The 15,752-nt window shown below is 74.1% G+C and carries 17 protein-coding genes and 1 pseudogene; 10 read left to right on the top strand and 8 right to left on the bottom strand.

The genetic code is table 11. The annotated features are described in order from the left end of the window. Nucleotides 1–54 precede the first annotated feature (54 nt). Complete coding sequence (gene thpR / locus AB0O29_RS29865) at nt 55–615, top strand: RNA 2',3'-cyclic phosphodiesterase (protein ID WP_365157625.1); 561 nt, start codon at nt 55–57, stop codon at nt 613–615. A gap of 218 nt (nt 616–833) precedes the next feature. Beyond that, nucleotides 834–1,577 (top strand): hypothetical protein, encoded by a 744-nt coding sequence (locus AB0O29_RS29860; protein WP_365157623.1) that lies wholly within the window; start codon nt 834–836, stop codon nt 1,575–1,577. A 61-nt stretch (nt 1,578–1,638) separates the two neighbouring features. Here the strand turns inward: AB0O29_RS29860 and AB0O29_RS29855 are convergent, their stop codons facing one another. The 3 genes from AB0O29_RS29855 to AB0O29_RS29845 form a co-directional block, all read right to left on the bottom strand. Next, a complete protein-coding gene (locus tag AB0O29_RS29855) occupies nt 1,639–2,610 on the bottom strand; it encodes an MmcQ/YjbR family DNA-binding protein (protein WP_365157620.1) in 972 nt (323 codons plus the stop codon). A 181-nt stretch (nt 2,611–2,791) separates the two neighbouring features. Beyond that, entirely contained in the window at nt 2,792–3,790 is a 999-nt protein-coding gene (locus AB0O29_RS29850) for an aldo/keto reductase (RefSeq protein ID WP_365157617.1), read from the bottom strand. 59 nt (nt 3,791–3,849) lie between these two features. Then, entirely contained in the window at nt 3,850–4,524 is a 675-nt protein-coding gene (locus AB0O29_RS29845) for a GDSL-type esterase/lipase family protein (RefSeq protein WP_365157614.1), read from the bottom strand. 107 nt (nt 4,525–4,631) lie between these two features. On the opposite strand from AB0O29_RS29845, the gene AB0O29_RS29840 reads away from it, so the two are divergent. Continuing rightward, nucleotides 4,632–5,666, top strand: a complete 1,035-nt coding sequence (locus tag AB0O29_RS29840) for a WD40 repeat domain-containing protein (protein WP_365157612.1) — start codon at nt 4,632–4,634, stop codon at nt 5,664–5,666. Nucleotides 5,667–5,929: 263 nt separating this feature from the next. Next, complete coding sequence (locus AB0O29_RS29835; RefSeq protein ID WP_365157609.1) at nt 5,930–6,718, top strand: helix-turn-helix domain-containing protein; 789 nt, start codon at nt 5,930–5,932, stop codon at nt 6,716–6,718. A 37-nt stretch (nt 6,719–6,755) separates the two neighbouring features. Here AB0O29_RS29835 and AB0O29_RS29830 read toward each other — a convergent pair whose 3' ends face one another. The 3 genes from AB0O29_RS29830 to AB0O29_RS29820 all read right to left on the bottom strand — a co-directional run bounded on the left by AB0O29_RS29830 (nt 6,756) and on the right by AB0O29_RS29820 (nt 9,587). Further along, nucleotides 6,756–8,282: an SPFH domain-containing protein gene (locus tag AB0O29_RS29830; RefSeq protein WP_365157606.1), complete on the bottom strand. Its 1,527-nt coding sequence runs from the start codon at nt 8,280–8,282 to the stop codon at nt 6,756–6,758. A 118-nt stretch (nt 8,283–8,400) separates the two neighbouring features. Continuing rightward, nucleotides 8,401–8,619 (bottom strand): hypothetical protein, encoded by a 219-nt coding sequence (locus tag AB0O29_RS29825; protein ID WP_365157603.1) that lies wholly within the window; start codon nt 8,617–8,619, stop codon nt 8,401–8,403. Nucleotides 8,620–8,663: 44 nt separating this feature from the next. Beyond that, nucleotides 8,664–9,587, bottom strand: a complete 924-nt coding sequence (locus AB0O29_RS29820; RefSeq protein ID WP_365157601.1) for a DUF3027 domain-containing protein — start codon at nt 9,585–9,587, stop codon at nt 8,664–8,666. Between the two features lie 388 nt (nt 9,588–9,975). On the opposite strand from AB0O29_RS29820, the gene AB0O29_RS29815 reads away from it, so the two are divergent. The 4 genes from AB0O29_RS29815 to AB0O29_RS29800 all read left to right on the top strand — a co-directional run bounded on the left by AB0O29_RS29815 (nt 9,976) and on the right by AB0O29_RS29800 (nt 13,564). Next, a complete protein-coding gene (locus AB0O29_RS29815) occupies nt 9,976–11,334 on the top strand; it encodes an MFS transporter (RefSeq protein WP_365157599.1) in 1,359 nt (452 codons plus the stop codon). A 125-nt stretch (nt 11,335–11,459) separates the two neighbouring features. Beyond that, nucleotides 11,460–11,954 carry a DUF2771 domain-containing protein gene (locus AB0O29_RS29810; protein WP_365157596.1) on the top strand — a complete coding sequence of 165 codons (495 nt, stop codon included), beginning with the start codon at nt 11,460–11,462 and terminating at the stop codon, nt 11,952–11,954. Nucleotides 11,955–11,970: 16 nt separating this feature from the next. Further along, nucleotides 11,971–12,699 carry a futalosine hydrolase gene (locus AB0O29_RS29805; RefSeq protein WP_365157593.1) on the top strand — a complete coding sequence of 243 codons (729 nt, stop codon included), beginning with the start codon at nt 11,971–11,973 and terminating at the stop codon, nt 12,697–12,699. After that, nucleotides 12,683–13,564, top strand: a complete 882-nt coding sequence (locus AB0O29_RS29800; protein ID WP_365157591.1) for a 1,4-dihydroxy-6-naphthoate synthase — start codon at nt 12,683–12,685, stop codon at nt 13,562–13,564. The genes AB0O29_RS29805 and AB0O29_RS29800 overlap by 17 nt, the downstream gene beginning before the upstream one ends. A 73-nt stretch (nt 13,565–13,637) precedes the next feature. On the opposite strand, the gene AB0O29_RS29795 is transcribed toward AB0O29_RS29800, so the two are convergent. Beyond that, entirely contained in the window at nt 13,638–14,021 is a 384-nt protein-coding gene (locus AB0O29_RS29795; RefSeq protein WP_365157588.1) for a cold-shock protein, read from the bottom strand. 177 nt (nt 14,022–14,198) lie between these two features. Here AB0O29_RS29795 and AB0O29_RS29790 point away from each other — a divergent pair, with 177 nt between their 5' ends. Beyond that, nucleotides 14,199–14,468 (top strand): hypothetical protein, encoded by a 270-nt coding sequence (locus tag AB0O29_RS29790; RefSeq protein ID WP_365157586.1) that lies wholly within the window; start codon nt 14,199–14,201, stop codon nt 14,466–14,468. A 34-nt stretch (nt 14,469–14,502) separates the two neighbouring features. On the opposite strand, the gene AB0O29_RS29785 is transcribed toward AB0O29_RS29790, so the two are convergent. After that, nucleotides 14,503–15,138: an HAD family hydrolase gene (locus tag AB0O29_RS29785; RefSeq protein ID WP_365157583.1), complete on the bottom strand. Its 636-nt coding sequence runs from the start codon at nt 15,136–15,138 to the stop codon at nt 14,503–14,505. A 504-nt stretch (nt 15,139–15,642) separates the two neighbouring features. Between AB0O29_RS29785 and AB0O29_RS29780 the strand changes: the two are divergent. Beyond that, nucleotides 15,643–15,752: pseudogene (locus AB0O29_RS29780) on the top strand (amino acid ABC transporter permease); the annotation flags it as partial.

The following is a 15,752-nucleotide window of genomic DNA, read 5'->3' as shown; positions in this document are numbered from 1 at the left end:
GGGGTCCGGGGGCGGAGCCCCCGGGAGGCCCCGCGCAGCGGCTATCTTCGGAGGGTGAGGCTGTTCGCCGCCGTGTTGCCCGGCACCGACGCCATCGCCGAGCTACGCACCGCGCTCGACGGTGTGCCGCGCGGGCACGACCTCCGCTGGGCCCGTGAGGAGAGCTGGCACTTCACCCTCGCCTTCATGGGCGAGGTCCCCGACGACCACCTCCCCGAGCTGCACGCCCGCCTCGCCCGGGCGGCGGCCCGCACCGCGCCCTTCCCGCTCCGCCTGCACGGCGCCGGCCACTTCGGCCGCCGCGCCCTGTGGATCGGCGCCGCCGGCGGGCTCGACGCGCTGCGCCTGCTCGCCGAGCGGGCCGACGCCGCCGCCCGCCGGGCCGGGGTGCCCATGGAGCAGCACCGCCGCTACACCCCCCACCTCACCCTCGCCCGCGCCCGGCACGACGGCGCGGACCTGCGGCCCTGCCTGGACGCCCTCGCCGGGTTCGAGGGCACGCCCTGGCGGGTCGACGCCCTCAGCCTGGTCCGCAGCAACCTGCCCGTCTCCGGGGTCCCCGGGGAGCAGCCGCGCTACGAGCTCGTCGACGCATGGCCCCTGACCGGCCATTAGCACTATTCGGGCACTCGTCCAGGGTTTTGGGAAAAGGTTTCACATCCGGAGGCAAAGGATCCGCTGAACCCTTGCCGCGCGGACGGCCGCCCGATGTGATGCGCGAGTCCTGTCGCTGAACCGGACGCACCGCGCTCCCCCGCGCGGGCCGGGGGACGGCCGGGGGCACGGCCGGCCGGAGTCAGCAGTACGCCCGAACAACGAGGTCGAACCCCACCGTGCGTCAGATATCTCCCGTCGCCACCCTCTTCGCCGTCGCGGTCCTGCCGCTCGCGCTCACCGGCTGCTCCCTCATGCCCAAGGAGGCCGTCAAGACCGCCGTCAAGGCCGCCGCCTCCGCCGCCCCCGCGGCACCCGCCGGCGCGCCGGCCACCGACGGCCCCAACAAGGGCCTCCTGACGGGCATGCAGCTCAAGTCCGCGCTCGCCCCCGCCGCCTTCTTCCCCGCCGGCTACACCGCCGACCCCGCGGACGCCCGCGACAGCGGCCCCGGCTACCGGCCGCCGGTCACCGCCGAGGTGCCCACCCCCGACTGCACCAAGCTCGGCGGGACCGCGTGGACGGGCATCACCGGCATCGACGGCGTCTCCTTCGCCCAGGACGCCTACATCAACAAGAACACCTCCGAGGAGTACGCCCAGGAGGTCGACGTCTACCAGGGCACCACCTCCACCACCGTCCTCGGCGCGCTCGGCATGCTCTCCAAGGCCTGCCCGAGCTACACCGACGAGCAGACCCACGGCAAGGTGACCATCACCGAGAAGCCCCTCGCCGGTGTGGGCGACGGCGCCTGGGTCATCACCGAGACCAACCCCGAATGGATGGGCGGCACCACCCTGGTGGCCGCACGCGTCGGCCACTCCGTGGTGACCGTGCTGGTCAGCGGCAACGGCGACAAGGGTCTGGCGGGCGCGACCAAGCTGACCAACGAGCTGGTCTCCAAGCTCAAGGGCAAGGCCTGACACACGGCCGCCGCCCCGGTGCCGCCCCCGCCCCGCGGGGGCGGCACCGCCGGGCGGGCCCTCAGCCCTTCTGGTGGGTGATCGTCACGTACAGGTACTCGTCCAGCAGCTTCGCCAGCGGCAGCCCCGGCCGCCCCAGCTCCGCCGCCAGCGCGGCCTCGTCCAGGCCGCCGCTCTCCGCGAGCGCGGCCCGCGCCCAGGCCCGGCCCGTCGTCAGGTGCCGGGCGAACGCCGCCTCGTCCCGGGCACCCCACAGCCGCTGCGCGATCGCCGCGTCCCACGGCATCACCGTGTCCGGCCGCAGCGCGAACAGCGCCTTCGCGGCCGCCGTCGGACCGAGGCTGCGGCGCCCCACGGGAAGCGCGGCCAGCTCCCCGTACGCCGCCGCCAGCCGGCCGATCTCCCGGTCGGACAGGGCCGCCAGCCGGCTCTCCGGCAGCGCCCCGTGCCGGGACCACCAGCGGGCCAGCCCCTCCCCGAACAGATCGGGCTCGCCCTCGCGCGGGTAGCGGATCCGGCAGCCCCAGGCGTTGAGCCAGCGGTGCAGGGCCGCCCGGTGCTCCGCACCCGACAGGTCCAGCCCCGGCGCGGTGTCCGCGCGCAGCGCGAGCCAGCTGCGGTCCACCCCGGGGAACGCCCCGAACACCTCCGCCGCCTCCCGCAGCCGGGCCAGCCCGGGCGCGGGCGGCAGGCCGCCCTCCAGATGGGCGCGGGCCACCCTGGCCGGTACGCACATCCGCCAGGCCTCGGTGACCAGCTCCGCCAGCTCCGCCGGGTCGAGGGCCGCCATCCGCGCCTCCACCCAGTGGTAGCGCATGTCGCCGGCGCCCGGCAGGAGGAACTTCTCCGGCTCGGCGGCGACGAGCGCGGCCCGCTCCTCCTTGGGGAAGGCGAAGCCGAGCTCGGTCTCGTCCCGGGAGAGGGCGAGGTAGACGATCCGGCCTATCCGGAATTTCACCCGGTCGCGGATGAGGTGTTCCTCGGTGCGCGGCAGCGCGAGCGCCAGCCGCCGTACGTCGTCGACTGTGACCATGACGGAAGTCTCGCAGCCCCTGGCACGGGGCCCCGGGGCCGTCGCGTTAGTCTCGACGGGTGGACCCGAAGACCAGAAACCGTGTCATGGCCGGTGTGCTCGTGCTGATGTTCGTCGTCGTCGCCGTGGCGGCCGCGGTCGGCCAGTAGAGCACCACCCGCGGCCACCCCCGTACCCGCGCCTACCAGGCGAAGGCCTCCGGCGACGGGCCCGGGCCGGGGAAGATCTCGTCCAGTCCGGCCAGGACCTCCTGCGACAGCTCCAGCTCCACCGCGCGCAGCGCGGACGCGAGCTGCTCCGGCGTGCGCGGGCCGACGATCGGGCCCGTGACCCCCGGACGGGTCAGCAGCCAGGCCAGGGCCGTGTCGCCGGGCTCCAGGCCGTGCTTGTCGAGCAGGTCCTCGTACGCCTGCACCTGCGCCCGCACCGTGCTGTCCGCGAGCGCGTCCGCCGTACGGCCGGAGGCGCTGCGGCCCTCGGCCGCGCCCGCGGCCTGCTTGCGGATGGCGCCGCCCAGCAGCCCGCCGTGCAGCGGGGACCAGGGGATGACGCCGAGCCCGTACTCCTGCGCGGCCGGGATGACCTCCATCTCGGCGCGCCGCTCGGCGAGGTTGTACAGGCACTGCTCGCTGACCAGCCCGAGACGGCCGTTGCGCGCGGCGGTCTCGTTGGCCTGGGCGATCTTCCAGCCGGGGAAGTTGGAGGAGCCGGCGTAGAGGATCTTGCCCTGCTGGATCAGGACCTCGACGGCCTGCCAGATCTCCTCGAAGGGGGTCTGCCGGTCGACGTGGTGGAACTGGTAGACGTCGATGTGGTCGGTCTGCAGCCGCTTGAGGCTGGCATCGACGGCGCGGCGGATGTTGAGGGCGGAGAGCCGGTCGAAGTTGGGCCAGGTCTCGCCCTCGCGGGACATCGAGCCGTAAACCTTGGTGGCCAGGACCGTCTTCTCGCGGCGGCCGCCGCCCTGGGCGAACCAGGTGCCGATGATCTCCTCGGTGCGGCCCTTGTTCGGGCCCCAGCCGTAGACGTTGGCGGTGTCGAAGAAGTTGACGCCCGCGTCGAGCGCGGCGTCCATGATGGCGTGACTGGTGGGTTCGTCGGTCTGCGGACCGAAGTTCATCGTGCCGAGTACGAGTCGGCTGACCTTGAGGCCGGTACGTCCGAGCTGCGTGTACTTCATGGGGCCCAAGCCAACTGCTTCGAGTGCGCTCTAATCAAGTCCCCCGCGATGCGGGCGTGTTACGCGTCGGCCGCCGGGCGGTAGGGGCCGCCGATCCCCCAGGCCTGGTGCAGGACGGCCGCGAACTCGCCGGCCAGGCGGTGCTCACCGGAGGCGTTGGGGTGCGTGCCGTCGTAGGTGTCGCGGTGGATGTCGTACGCGTCCGGGCGCGCGGCCAGCAGGATCGGCGAAGCGGCGTCGGCGAGGTCGGCGACGGCCTTGGCGAGCAGTTCGTTGAAGCGGACGACCTCGACGGCGAAGGGGGCGTCCTCCTCGGCGCGGACGTTGGGGATGACCGGCAGGAGCACCATCCGGACACCCGGACGGGCCTCGCGGGCGGCCTCGACGAAGGCGCGGACGTTCGCGGCGGTCTGGACGGCGTTGGTGTAGAAGCCGAGGTCGATCAGGCCGAGGGAGACCAGCAGGACGTCGGCACGGCCCTCACGGACCGCGGGGCCGATCAGCGGGGCCATGTGCTGCCAGCCCTCGCCCCAGCCGGCCAGATGGCGGCGGGCGTGCTCCGGGAAGCACGGGTCGGCGTAGTCACCGGTGTCGTAGAGCGCGGTGCGCGGGCCGACTATCTCGAAGGAGCCGTCGCCCAGGGTGGCGCGCAGGTGCTGCCACATCCGGTAGCGCCAGGTGTAGTCGCCGGCGCGTCCGATGGTCATGGAGTCGCCGACGAACATGAAACGCATCCGGTCATCATCGCGGATCGCACGACGGGAACCCCTGTGATGCCGGACACGCCGGAGGCGGCCCGGGGCGCGGGGCGCGGCGCCCCGCCTGCTGGCAGGCTGGGGGGATGCGCCTGCTGACCGTGCCGACCGCCGCCGTTCCCGCCGCTCTCGCCCTGGGCCTGCTGCTGCCGGGCACCGCCGCGGCCAACGGAGCCGCCCCGGCCACCGGCAGCCCGGAGCCCACCGCGTCCGGGTTCACGATCAGCGACCCGCGGATCACGGAGTCGAGCGGGCTGGCCGCCAGCCGGATCCACCCCGGCGTGTACTGGACGCACAACGACAGCGACGACGGCCCGTACGTGTACGCGGTGGACTCGGCGACGGGGAGGACGGTAGCCCGGATCACCATGGCGGGCATCGGCAACCCGCGCGACGTGGAGGCCATCTCGCTGGGCCCGGACGGGAACCTGTACGTCGGCGACATCGGCGACAACCGGGACGGCACCTGGGACCACGTGTGGATCTACCGCTTCCCGGAGCCGAGGGAACTGGCCGACGCCACCGTCAAGGCCGAGCAGTTCACGGCGGTGTACGCGGACGGGCCGCGCAACGCGGAGGCGCTGATGGTGCATCCGGTGACGGGCCGGGTGTACATCGCGAGCAAGAACGAGAAGGGCGGCGGCCTGTACGAGGGCCCGGAGAAGCTGTCGGCGGACGGGCGCAACGTCTTCCGCCGGGTCGCGGAGGTGCCGTGGGTGACGGACGGGGCCTTCTCCCCGGACGGCACCCGGCTGACGCTGCGCGGGTACTTCACGGCGCGGACCTACCCGTGGAAGGACGGCCGGCCGCAGGGTGAGGGCGAGCGGGTGAACGCGCCCTGGCAGGGGCAGGCGGAATCGGTGACGTACTCCCCGGACGGGCGGACGCTGCTGTTCGGGGCGGAGGGGGCCAACAGCCGGGTCGTGGCCGTCCCCGTGACCCCGGCCGCCACCCCGTCCCCCTCGGGCTCCACTCCCCCGCCGGCGGCGGGACCGGCCGCGGACAAGGGCCCGGAGGCCTCTCAGGGCGGCAGCTTCACGAAGGGCGCCCTGGTCCTCGCGGCGGGCACGGCGCTGGTCCTCGCGGCCAAGCGACTGCTGCGGCGCCGCCCGAGGGGCTGACGCCCCCTGGGGGCTCCGCCCCCAGACCCCCGCGCCTCAAACGCCGGCGGGGCTATAACCAGCCCGCGCGGCGTTTGAGCGCAACGGGGTCCGGGGCGGAGCCCCGGGGAACGGGCGAAGGGCGGGTAGGGGACCTCGCCCCGCGCAGCGGCACCCGCACCCGCACCCCGGGCCGGAACCACCAGGGAGCGGAGCCGCGTCACAGCCCACGACAGCGCATGGCATGCCCATGCAGAGCGCAACGCGGCGAAGGGCAGGGGGACATGGACTACCTCGACCTCGGCCCCGTCCGCGTGTCCACCACCCCCCGCACCCCCGACCCCGAGCGCTACCAGCTGGCCCTCGTCACCGGCGACCTCGTCCTCAGCGACACCGCCCACCCCTACGAGCCCGGCGCCACGCCGCCCCGCACGGTGGTGCTCCAACTCCCCCGCACCGCCCTCCCGTTCCGCCCCGAACGGGTCGACCGGCTGCTGGCCCAGCGGATCCCCGCCACCCGCGGCACCGGCGCGGCCCTCGCCCAGTTCCTCGGCAGCATCGGCGCCCACGCCCACGGCTGCGGGGAACGCGAACTCGCCCGGCTCGGCTCGGCCGCCCTCGGCCTGGCCACCGCCTGCCTCGCCGAACGCCTCGACGTGTACGACGACCTCCCCGCCGAGGCCCGCGAGGAGGCCCTGCTGCGGCAGATCGACACCTACATCGAGCACAACCTCGGCGACCCGGAACTGACCCCCGGCGCCGTGGCCGCCCGCCACCACATCTCCCTGCGCCGCCTGCACCTGCTCTTCGAGGGCCGCCCCGCCGGCGTCGCCGCCACCATCCGCGGCCACCGGCTCGCGGCCGCCCGGGCCGACCTGCTGAGGCCGGACCTGAGGGGCCGGCCGGTGCACTCCATCGCCTCCCGCTGGGGCTTCAGCAGCACCGCCGTCTTCACCCGCGCCTTCCGCCGCGCCTACGGCACCAGCCCCACGGAGCTGCGCCGCAAACGCGTTGCGCGCAAGGTCAACGATCCTTGCGCGCAACGCACATACCGCCGGCCGGCACCGGCCTAAGATCGGTTTCCGGCCGTCAGCCGGTGCCCGCCGCCGGTCAGGCCCGGTCCTCGTCGATCGGGATCTGCGTCCGGCCGGGGCCTCTGCCGTTCACGGGGGTGACGGCAGAGGCCGCTCCCTCCCCCTCGCCCTTCTGCTGGACCGCCATCGACGCCAGCAGCTGACGGGCCACGCCCAGCCCCGTACCGCCCATCGTCAGGGCCTTCGCGAACATCTCCGACATCCCCTCGGCCCCGTTGAGCAGCACCATGTGCTCGACGTTGCCGAAGGCGCCCGCGCCCGCCTCCACGATCGCCGGCCAGTTCTCGGCGAGCTGCTGGGCGACCACCGCCTCCTGGTTCTCCGCGAGGGCCGCGGCCCGCGCCTTGATCGCGTCGGCCTCCGCCAGGCCCTTGGCCTTGGCCGCCTCCGCCTGCGCGAGACCGTTCGCCCGCGCCGACTCGGCCGCCGCGAGGCCCTTGGCCTGGGTGGCCGCCGCCTCCGCCTCACCGCTGACCCGGGTCGCGGTCGCCGCCGCGTGCCCGCGCGCCTCGGTGGCCTGGGCCTCGGCGGCCGCGGCCGTCTTGACCCGGGTCGCCTCGGCGGCCGCCGCCAGCTCGGTCTCCTTGGCCTTGGCCTGCGCCGCCGAGATGCGGGCGTCGCGCTCCGCCTCGGCGAGCGTCCTCGTCTGGTACGCGGCCGCGTCCGCGGGCTTGCGCACGTCCGCCTGGAGCTGCTGCTCCCGCCGGTGCGCCTCCAGCTCCGCGACCCGGGTCTCCTGGACGACGACCTCCTGGCGGGCGGCGGCCTCCGACAGCGGGCCCGCCTGCCGGGCGGTGGCCGCGGCCTTGTCCCGTTCGGCCTGGTAGCCGGCCTGGAGGATCTCGCTGTCCCGGGTGGCCTCCGCCATCCGGGCGAACGCCGTCTGCTCGGCCTCCGTCGCCAGCCGGTTGGCCTCGGCCTGCGCGATGCGGGCGTCCCGCTGGACGGCGGCCGCGTGCGGCATAGCGAGGTTCTTGATGTACCCCGTCGGGTCCTCGATCTCGTGGATCTGGAGCGAGTCCACGATCAGCCCGAGCTTCTCCATCTCGGTACCGCAGGCCGCCCGGGTCTGCCCCGTCAGCTTCTCCCGGTCCCGGATCATGTCCTCGACCGTCAGACCGCCGACGATGGAGCGCAGATGGCCGGCGAAGACGATGTGCACGCGCTCGGGCATCATCTTCTGCTGGTCGAGGAAGCGGCGGGCCGCGTTGGCGATCGAGACGTAGTCGTCGCCGATCTTGAAGATCACGACGCCCTTGACCCGCAGCGGGATGCCCTGGTGGGTCACGCAGTCCACGTTCAGCTGCGTCTCGTTGAGGTCCAGCGACAGCTTGCGCACCGCCTGCACGCCCGGCAGGACGAGCGTGCCGCGTCCGGTGACGATCCGGAAGCCCATGCCCTCGCCGATGCCCTCGGTCTTGTGCGTGGACCCGGAGATGACGAGCGCCTCGTTCGGTTCGGCCACCCGCCACATGAGCTTGAACAGGCCGATCAAGGCAATGATTGCGGCGAGAACCACTCCCGCCACGACGCCGATAGCCATCGGCAACGCCCCCTTAGCGCGGCGCCGTTCGGCACCGACGCAGGTGAGTGTGCGCCTGTCACGGCCGGTGGAGAAGTGGCTGGATCATTCTTGTCGCCATCTTGATACGAGGGCGCGCTCAGACGTCGTAGACGCCCATCACGTAGACGGTGCGCGGGGGCTGGTACTCCACGACGGTGACGACGGCCCCCACCTCGATGCGCGCGCGCTCGCCGGGGGCGGGGTAAGCGAGGAAGTGCTCGGCGCCACCGCGGATGTGCACGATGACCTCCCCGACGAGCCCCGGCCCCACGGCCCCGGTCACCCGGCCGGTCATCCCCACCATGTCCATGGCCATGAGGGTACGGGGCGGACCCCCGGGGGCAGAGCCCCCGGCGGCCGCTACGAGTGGCCCAGGTCCTCCGACGGGGCGTCGGGCGCCGGGACGGAGCCCGCCGGCGCGGCCGGCCGCAGCGGGAACTCGTCCATCGCCATGGAGTCCAGCACCGGCTCCGCCGGCCTCGGAGCCTTCGGCATCACGGCCGCCTCCGAATGCCCACCGCACCCGTACGACAGCGACACCAGCCGCCCGTCCGCCGGCCCGAACTCGTTCGCGCACACCCCGAAGGCCTGCCCCAGCGAGCCCCCGACGGCCACCAGGAAGCCACAGGAGACGCACGAGGCCGGCGCGGCCTGCGCCATGGGGGTCTTGGCGCCGAAGGACTCGTCCCAGCGGTCGGCCGCCGTGTGCAGCCCGTACCGGGACAGCACCCGCGCACGCCGCATGCCGAGCTCTTCCGCCACGGCCGTGATCGACCCGCGCGCGGGCACCACCGCCCGGTCGGTGACGTCGGCGTCCTCGGCCTCCACCAGCTCGGCGAGCTCCGCCGAGACCGCCGAGTTCGGCGGCGGCGCGTCCTCGCCGCTGTAGCCCGGCTCCAGCCGCAGGTCGTCCGCGTCCGTCGGGAGCAGGTCGCCCGGGCCCATGTCGCCCGGCCGCAGCCGCTCGCTCCACGGCACCCACTCGGGCGCGAGCAGCGCGTCGTCACCCGGCAGCAGCACCGTTTCGTCGAGGGTGACGTTCTTGGCGCGTGACGCGCGGGTGACGGTGACGGCCCAGCGCCAGCCCCGGTAGCCCGCTTCCTTGCATTCGAAGAAGTGCGTGACGACCCGGTCGCCCTCCGCTACGGCGGAGACGTGCTCGCCCACCACCCCGGGGTAGGCGGCCTCCTCGGCGGCCTCACGGGCGAGCTCCACGGCCTCGACGCACAGGCGGTCGGGGGCGGGGGTACGCGGGGTACGGCTTCGCGTCGTCGCAGCACTCACAGGTCTCGTTCTCTCCTACGCCGTCTCACGAGTGCGCCGTCCGTACTGTCGTCCACAACGACCCGTCGGTCTCGTCCGTACGTAGCGCGGGCGGAGCGGACCAGAGGGCCGCGTCGACGTCCGCGCCCCGATCGGCCTCGGGCGCACCCCATGAGATCCATTCTGCGGGATCGCGAAGAGGCGCGCGGCCAAGAGCAACCGCCGGTGGCGCGCTACGCACGCTACCTCCTCCGAAGCCTTCGGCCCACATGCGAGGTCCGATTCGCGGACATCCGCGGCAGCCGGACCAACCCCGCGAGCTTCCCCGGAGCACCCCGGAGGCGCCCCCGGACCGCACCCCGACACGCCGGGGAGGGTCCCGGCGGGCGGTCTGGGGCACTATGGCCACGTGGCTCCCGCACGGTCGTCCCGCGACGGCTCGGGACCGGCCAGGCGGGCCGGCCGGGCGGTCGGGCGTGCCCTGCACCTCCCTTTCACCGGTACCGCGCGCGGGATCCGGCGCGTCACGCACGCCCACGGGGCCGGGGAATCGGGGCTCGGCCGGCTGATCGAACTGCACGCGATCAACGGCGCCGGCGATGTCATGATCACGGTCGCGCTCGCCTCGACGGTGTTCTTCTCCGTTCCCACGGACGAGGCACGCGGACGAGTGGCCCTGTACCTGGCGATCACCATGGCCCCCTTCACCCTCCTGGCCCCCGTGATCGGCCCCCTGCTGGACCGGCTGCCGCACGGACGGCGGGCGGCGATGGCGGGCGCCATGCTGACGCGGGCTCTCCTCGCGGTGATGATGTCGGGCGCGGTGGCCACCGGCGGGCTGGAGCTGTACCCGGCGGCGCTGGGCGTCCTCGTCGCCTCGAAGGCGTACGGAGTCGTGCGCAGCGCCGTGGTCCCGCGCCTCCTCCCGCACGGGTTCTCCCTCGTCAAGGCGAACTCCCGGGTCACCCTGGCGGGCCTCCTCGCGACGGGCGCCGCCGCGCCGGTCGGGGCCGCCCTGCACCTGCTCGGGCCGCCGTGGCCGCTGTACGGGGCCTGCGCGATCTTCGTGTGGGGGACGTTCGCGGCGTTCCAGCTGCCGCACAAGGTGGACGACGCCAAGGGCGAGCGACGGGCCCGCCTCTCCACCCACGAGGCGCACTCGAAACGGCCGGGGCTGCGCACGGTCAGCCGTCCGGTGCTGTGCGGGCTGCTGGCGAACGCGGCGATGCGGGCGCTGTCCGGGTTCCTGATCTTCTTCCTGGCGTTCCTGCTGCGCGAGCACCCGCTGGGCGGCCAGAGCGCGGCCGTCTCCCTCGGCATCGTGGGCGTCGCGGCGGGCGTGGGCAACGCGTGCGGCACCGCGGTCGGGGCCTGGCTGCGGGCCCGCGCCCCCGAGGCGATCGTGGCCGCGGTGCTGGCCGCCACCCTGGGGGTGGCGATCCTCGCGGCGCTGGTGTTCAGCGGCCCCTTCATGGCCGTCCTGGCCGGCACGGCCGGCTTCTGCCAGGCCCTGGCGAAGCTCTCCCTGGACGCCATGATCCAGCGCGACGTCCCGGAGGCCGTCCGCACCTCGGCCTTCGCCCGCTCGGAGACCCTGCTGCAGATGGCGTGGGTCCTGGGCGGCGGCATCGGCATCGCCCTCCCCCTGAACGGCGTCCTCGGCATGTCGGTGGCGGCCGCCGTGGTGGCCCTGGGCACGGCGGTGGCCCTGCGGGGCTTCCTCACCACCCGCCACCAGCACGGCTCCGCCAGCCCCCGCGTGGCGTAACGGGCCCGCATGTACGGCCCCGCCGGCGGTCGAGGCGTGGGGGTGCGGGGGCGGAGCCCCGGGGAAACGCCGCCGTAGGACCCCCGTGCGGCGGCGCGGACCGGCGGCCCGATAGCCTTCGGCTCATGACCGCACCGCTTTTCCCGGGTAGGGCCCGCCGCAGCGTCGCGGCCCTCGGAGCCGTGTCCGCCGGCCTCCTCCTCCTGTCCGCCTGCGACAAGCCGACGCCGCTCGCGACCGTGACCGTCGGCAGCTCTTCGGTGTCCGCCGAGTCCGACTGCCACGCCGACGGCGGCAAGGACCTCTCCATGGACAGGGTCCAGGAGTGCCTCACCGGCCTGAAGGACGCCAAGACCATCGAGTACGGCCGCGGCGACACGCTGCGCCTCGGTGTCGAGCCGAAGATCGTCGAGGACGGCAAGAAGTGGCAGGCGGTCCTCGACGGCCAGCCGATCACCGAGCCCTCCGCGAACACCTACCGCAGCTTCGCGGGCGCCGACGTCTTCGCGACCGGCGGCCAGGGCGAGGCGCCCCAGTCGAAGATGCTGGGCTTCGTGCAGGTCGGCGAGGACGGCAAGCCCCTCGCCGTCTGGTCCTTCAAGCTCAAGCTGAAGAAGTAAGCGGCGGCGGCGCAGCGTGCGCGCGTTGATCGTGACCGCGGTGGCCGCGGAGGCCGACTCCGCGGCCTCCGGCCTCACCCCTCATCAGGACCCGGTCACGCCTGAACCGCGCGCCCTCCCCGGCGGGTACCTCATCACCCGCCGGGACCTGCCCGGCCTCGCCGCCGACGTGCTCGTCGGCGGTGTCGGCCCGGCCGCCGCCGCGGCCGCCACGGCCACCGCGCTCGCGCTGGCCGACTACTCGCTCGTCATCTCCGCCGGCATCGGCGGCGGGTTCGCCCCCGCCGCCCCGCTCGGCTCGCTCGTGGTCGCCGACGCGCTCGTCGCCGCCGACCTGGGGGCCGAGACCCCCGAAGGCTTCGTCCCCGTGCGGGAGCTCGGCTTCGGCCGCAGCGTGCACCTTCCGCCCGCCGATCTGGCCGCACGCGCCGCCGAGGCCACCGGGGCGCTCCTCGCGCCCGTCCTCACCGTCTCCACCGTCACCGGCAGCGCCGCCCGCGCCGCCGAGCTCGCCGCCCGCCACCCGCTCGCCGGGGCCGAGGCGATGGAGGGCTTCGGGGTGGCGGAGGCGGCCGCCGCGCACGGGCTGCCGGTCCTGGAGATCCGCGCCGTGTCCAACGCCGTCGGGCCGCGCGACCGGGCCGCCTGGCGGATCGGGGAGGCGCTGGCCGCCCTCGCCGACGGGTTCCGCGCGCTGGGACCCGTACTCGTCACCTGGGGAGAACGCCATGACCGCGACCGCTGACCACACCCCCGACCGCACCCCCCTGAGCACGCTGGACATCGCCTACTCGCCCTGCCCGAACGACACCTTCGTCTTCGACGCGTGGGCGCACGGCCGCGTCCCGGGGGCGCCCGCCCTCGACGTGACCTTCGCCGACATCGACGTCACCAACGGCATGGCCGAGCGCGGCGAGCTGGACGTGCTGAAGGTGTCGTACGCGGTCCTGCCGTGGGTGCTGGAGGAGTACGCGCTGCTGCCCTGCGGCGGTGCCCTGGGACGCGGCTGCGGCCCGCTGGTGCTGACCCGCGAGCCGGGGCTGGACCTGGCGGGGAGGACGGTCGCGGTGCCGAGCGAACGCTCCACCGCCTACCTGCTGTTCCGGCTGTGGGCGGCGGACGTGCTCCCCGACGGGGTCGGCGAGGTCGTCGTACTGCCCTTCCACGAGATCATGCCCGCGGTGCGCGACGGGCGGGTGGACGCCGGACTGGTCATCCACGAGGCCCGGTTCACCTATCAGGAGTACGGGCTGCACTGCCTCGCCGACATGGGCGAGCACTGGGAGTCCACCACCGGCCTGCCGATCCCGCTCGGCGCCATCATCGCCAAGCGCTCGCTGGGCGCGGAGACGCTGCGGGCACTGGCCGAGGCCGCCCGTACGTCGGTGCGGATGGCGTGGGAGGACCCCGAGGCCTCCCGGCCGTACGTCCGGGCGCACGCGCAGGAGCTGGACCCGAAGGTCGCCGACCAGCACATCGGGCTGTACGTCAACGAGTTCACCGCCGACCTGGGCGACGCCGGCTACGCGGCCGTGCGCGGGCTGCTGACCAGGGCCGCGGCCGAGGGTCTGGTTCCGGCCATCGGCCCGGACGCGCTGAGCTTCCCGTAACCGCGGGCCGCACGCGTCGGCGCCCCGTGGCCCGGAAGGGCCTCGGGGCGCCGGTGTACGCGTGGGCGAACGGTCAGACGTCGAGCTGGTCGGCCACCGCGCGCAGCAGGCCGGCGATCTTCGAGCCGTGCGCCTTGTCGGGGTAGCGGCCGCGCTCCAGCATCGGGGTGATGTTCTCCAGCAGGGTCGTCAGGTCCTGCACGATCGAGGCGAGCTCATCGGGCTTGCGTCGCTGCGCGGCCGCCACGGAAGGCGTCGGCTCCAGCACGACTACCGAAAGCGCCTGGTCACCGCGCTGTCCCGCAACGACGCCGAACTCGACGCGCTGCCCGGGCTTGAGCGCGTCGACCCCATCGGGGAGCACCGACGAGTGCACGAAGACGTCGCCGCCGTCGTCACGGGAGAGAAAGCCGAAGCCCTTCTCGCTGTTGAACCACTTGACCTTGCCGGTAGGCACGTCCGTCCTCTGTCCTTGTGCTCGTCGGGTCCGGTTTGCCGATGTGAACGGCTCCGGATAGCAGTACAGCGGGTCCTTCGACCCGCCTCCTCCAGGCTAATGGTCCTGGTCCGGGTGGCAAGACGTTCCCCGGTCCTTCCCGCTCCACCGCTTCGGCCAGGGAACTACCCTGGTGGGGTGACTGTTACTCCTCACCCCGACGAAGCCCGGCCCGACGAAGCCCGGCCCGGCGACGGACTGGTCAAGGCCGGCGGCATCGTCTTCATCGTCGGCGCCGTGGCCACGCTCGCCACGATGGCCCCGCTGTTCCTGGGCACCGACCCGTTCCCGTCGTACGCGTGGGCGGTGTGCATGCTCATGGGCGTCGGCTTCGCGATCTCCGCCGCGGGCGTGCTGCGCTCGGCGGCGGCCCAGCGCCGGGCGGCCCGGGCGTCCCAGGCCGCCTGACGCCCCCTCGCCTTCCGGCCGGGGCCGGCCGGACTCAGGCCGCGAGGGTGCGGGCGAACTCCTCCAGCCACTGCGGCAGCGCGGTGAGGTCCGCCAGCACCACGTCGGCACCCGCCTCGCGCAGCTCCGACTCCGTACACGGGCCGGTCGCCACCGCCACGGACAGGGCTCCGGCCGTCCGGGCGCCGCGCACGTCGCCGATGTGGTCGCCGACGTACACCTGCGCGCCGTACTCGCGCAGCGCCTTGGCCTTGCCCTCGGCCCAGAGCCAGCCGATGACCGCGTCGGCCTCTATCCCGAGGTGGTCGAGGTGCTGGCGGGCGTTGGGCTCGTTCTTCGCCGTGACGACGATCGCCCGGCCGCCGAGCCCCTGCACCGCCTTGACCGCCTCGCGGGCGCCGCGCATCGCCGGCGTCGGCTCGATGGCGTAGGTCGGGTACAGCTCCCGGTACAGGTCCCGCATCGGGGGGATCTGCTCCTCGGGGAACCAGTAGGCGAGCTCCTCCTCCAGCGGGGGCCCGAGACGGGTGATGGCCAGGTCGGCGTCGATGTGCGCACCGGTCTTCGCGGCGAGCGCCGACCAGGCGGCGTGGATGCCGGGGCGGGAGTCGATGAGCGTCATGTCGAGGTCGAATCCGACGGTGAGCCGTGGGGGGATGTGGGAGGTCATAGCGCCATTGTGCCGAGACTCCAGCGAGCTGCGGGAGCGTAAGCGGAGGTTGGCTTATCGGATAGCGTTATTTGGCGGAATGTCAGTCTTTGCCCCATTTTTGAGCCAAGCCTTGGCCATGGACGGGTGGGATATTCGGCGGGGTTCCGTCATCTCCCCCCGCGAGGACGCGCCTACCGCCGCCTGCTGCGCCAGGTCAGGTAGGCCGCCAGGACGGCGCCCGCCGTGCGGGCGAGGGCGGGCCACATCGACTGGAAGGCCGGGCCCAGCCGGTCGTTCGGGAGGGGTTCGCCCCAGCGGCCCGTGGTGCGGCCCCACAGCCAGAGCATCGCCAGGGTGAAGACCGCGGCGGGCACGCCCAGGATCACCCACTTGCGCTCCAGCGGCCCGAGCACCCGGGACACGTACGCCAGCAGCGCGCCCGCGCCGAGCAGCGGCCAGTAGCCGGAGAGCGCCCCCGCCGCCAGGAGCAGCGCCGACAGGACGAGGAAGCCGTGCGGGCGGGGGCGCGGGGCCTCCGCCGCCGCCGCGCTGCTGGTCTTCGCGCTGGCGGTGCGTTCCGTCCTGCGCAACGACGCCTTCCAATGGGACGTGGTGGTGAAGTACCGTCCCAC

The organism is Streptomyces sp. NPDC089915 (assembly GCF_040684675.1).
Classification (GTDB): Bacteria; Actinomycetota; Actinomycetes; order Streptomycetales; family Streptomycetaceae; genus Streptomyces.
Note: the sequence above shows the minus strand (reverse complement) of the source record. Positions and strands in the feature narration are given on the sequence as shown.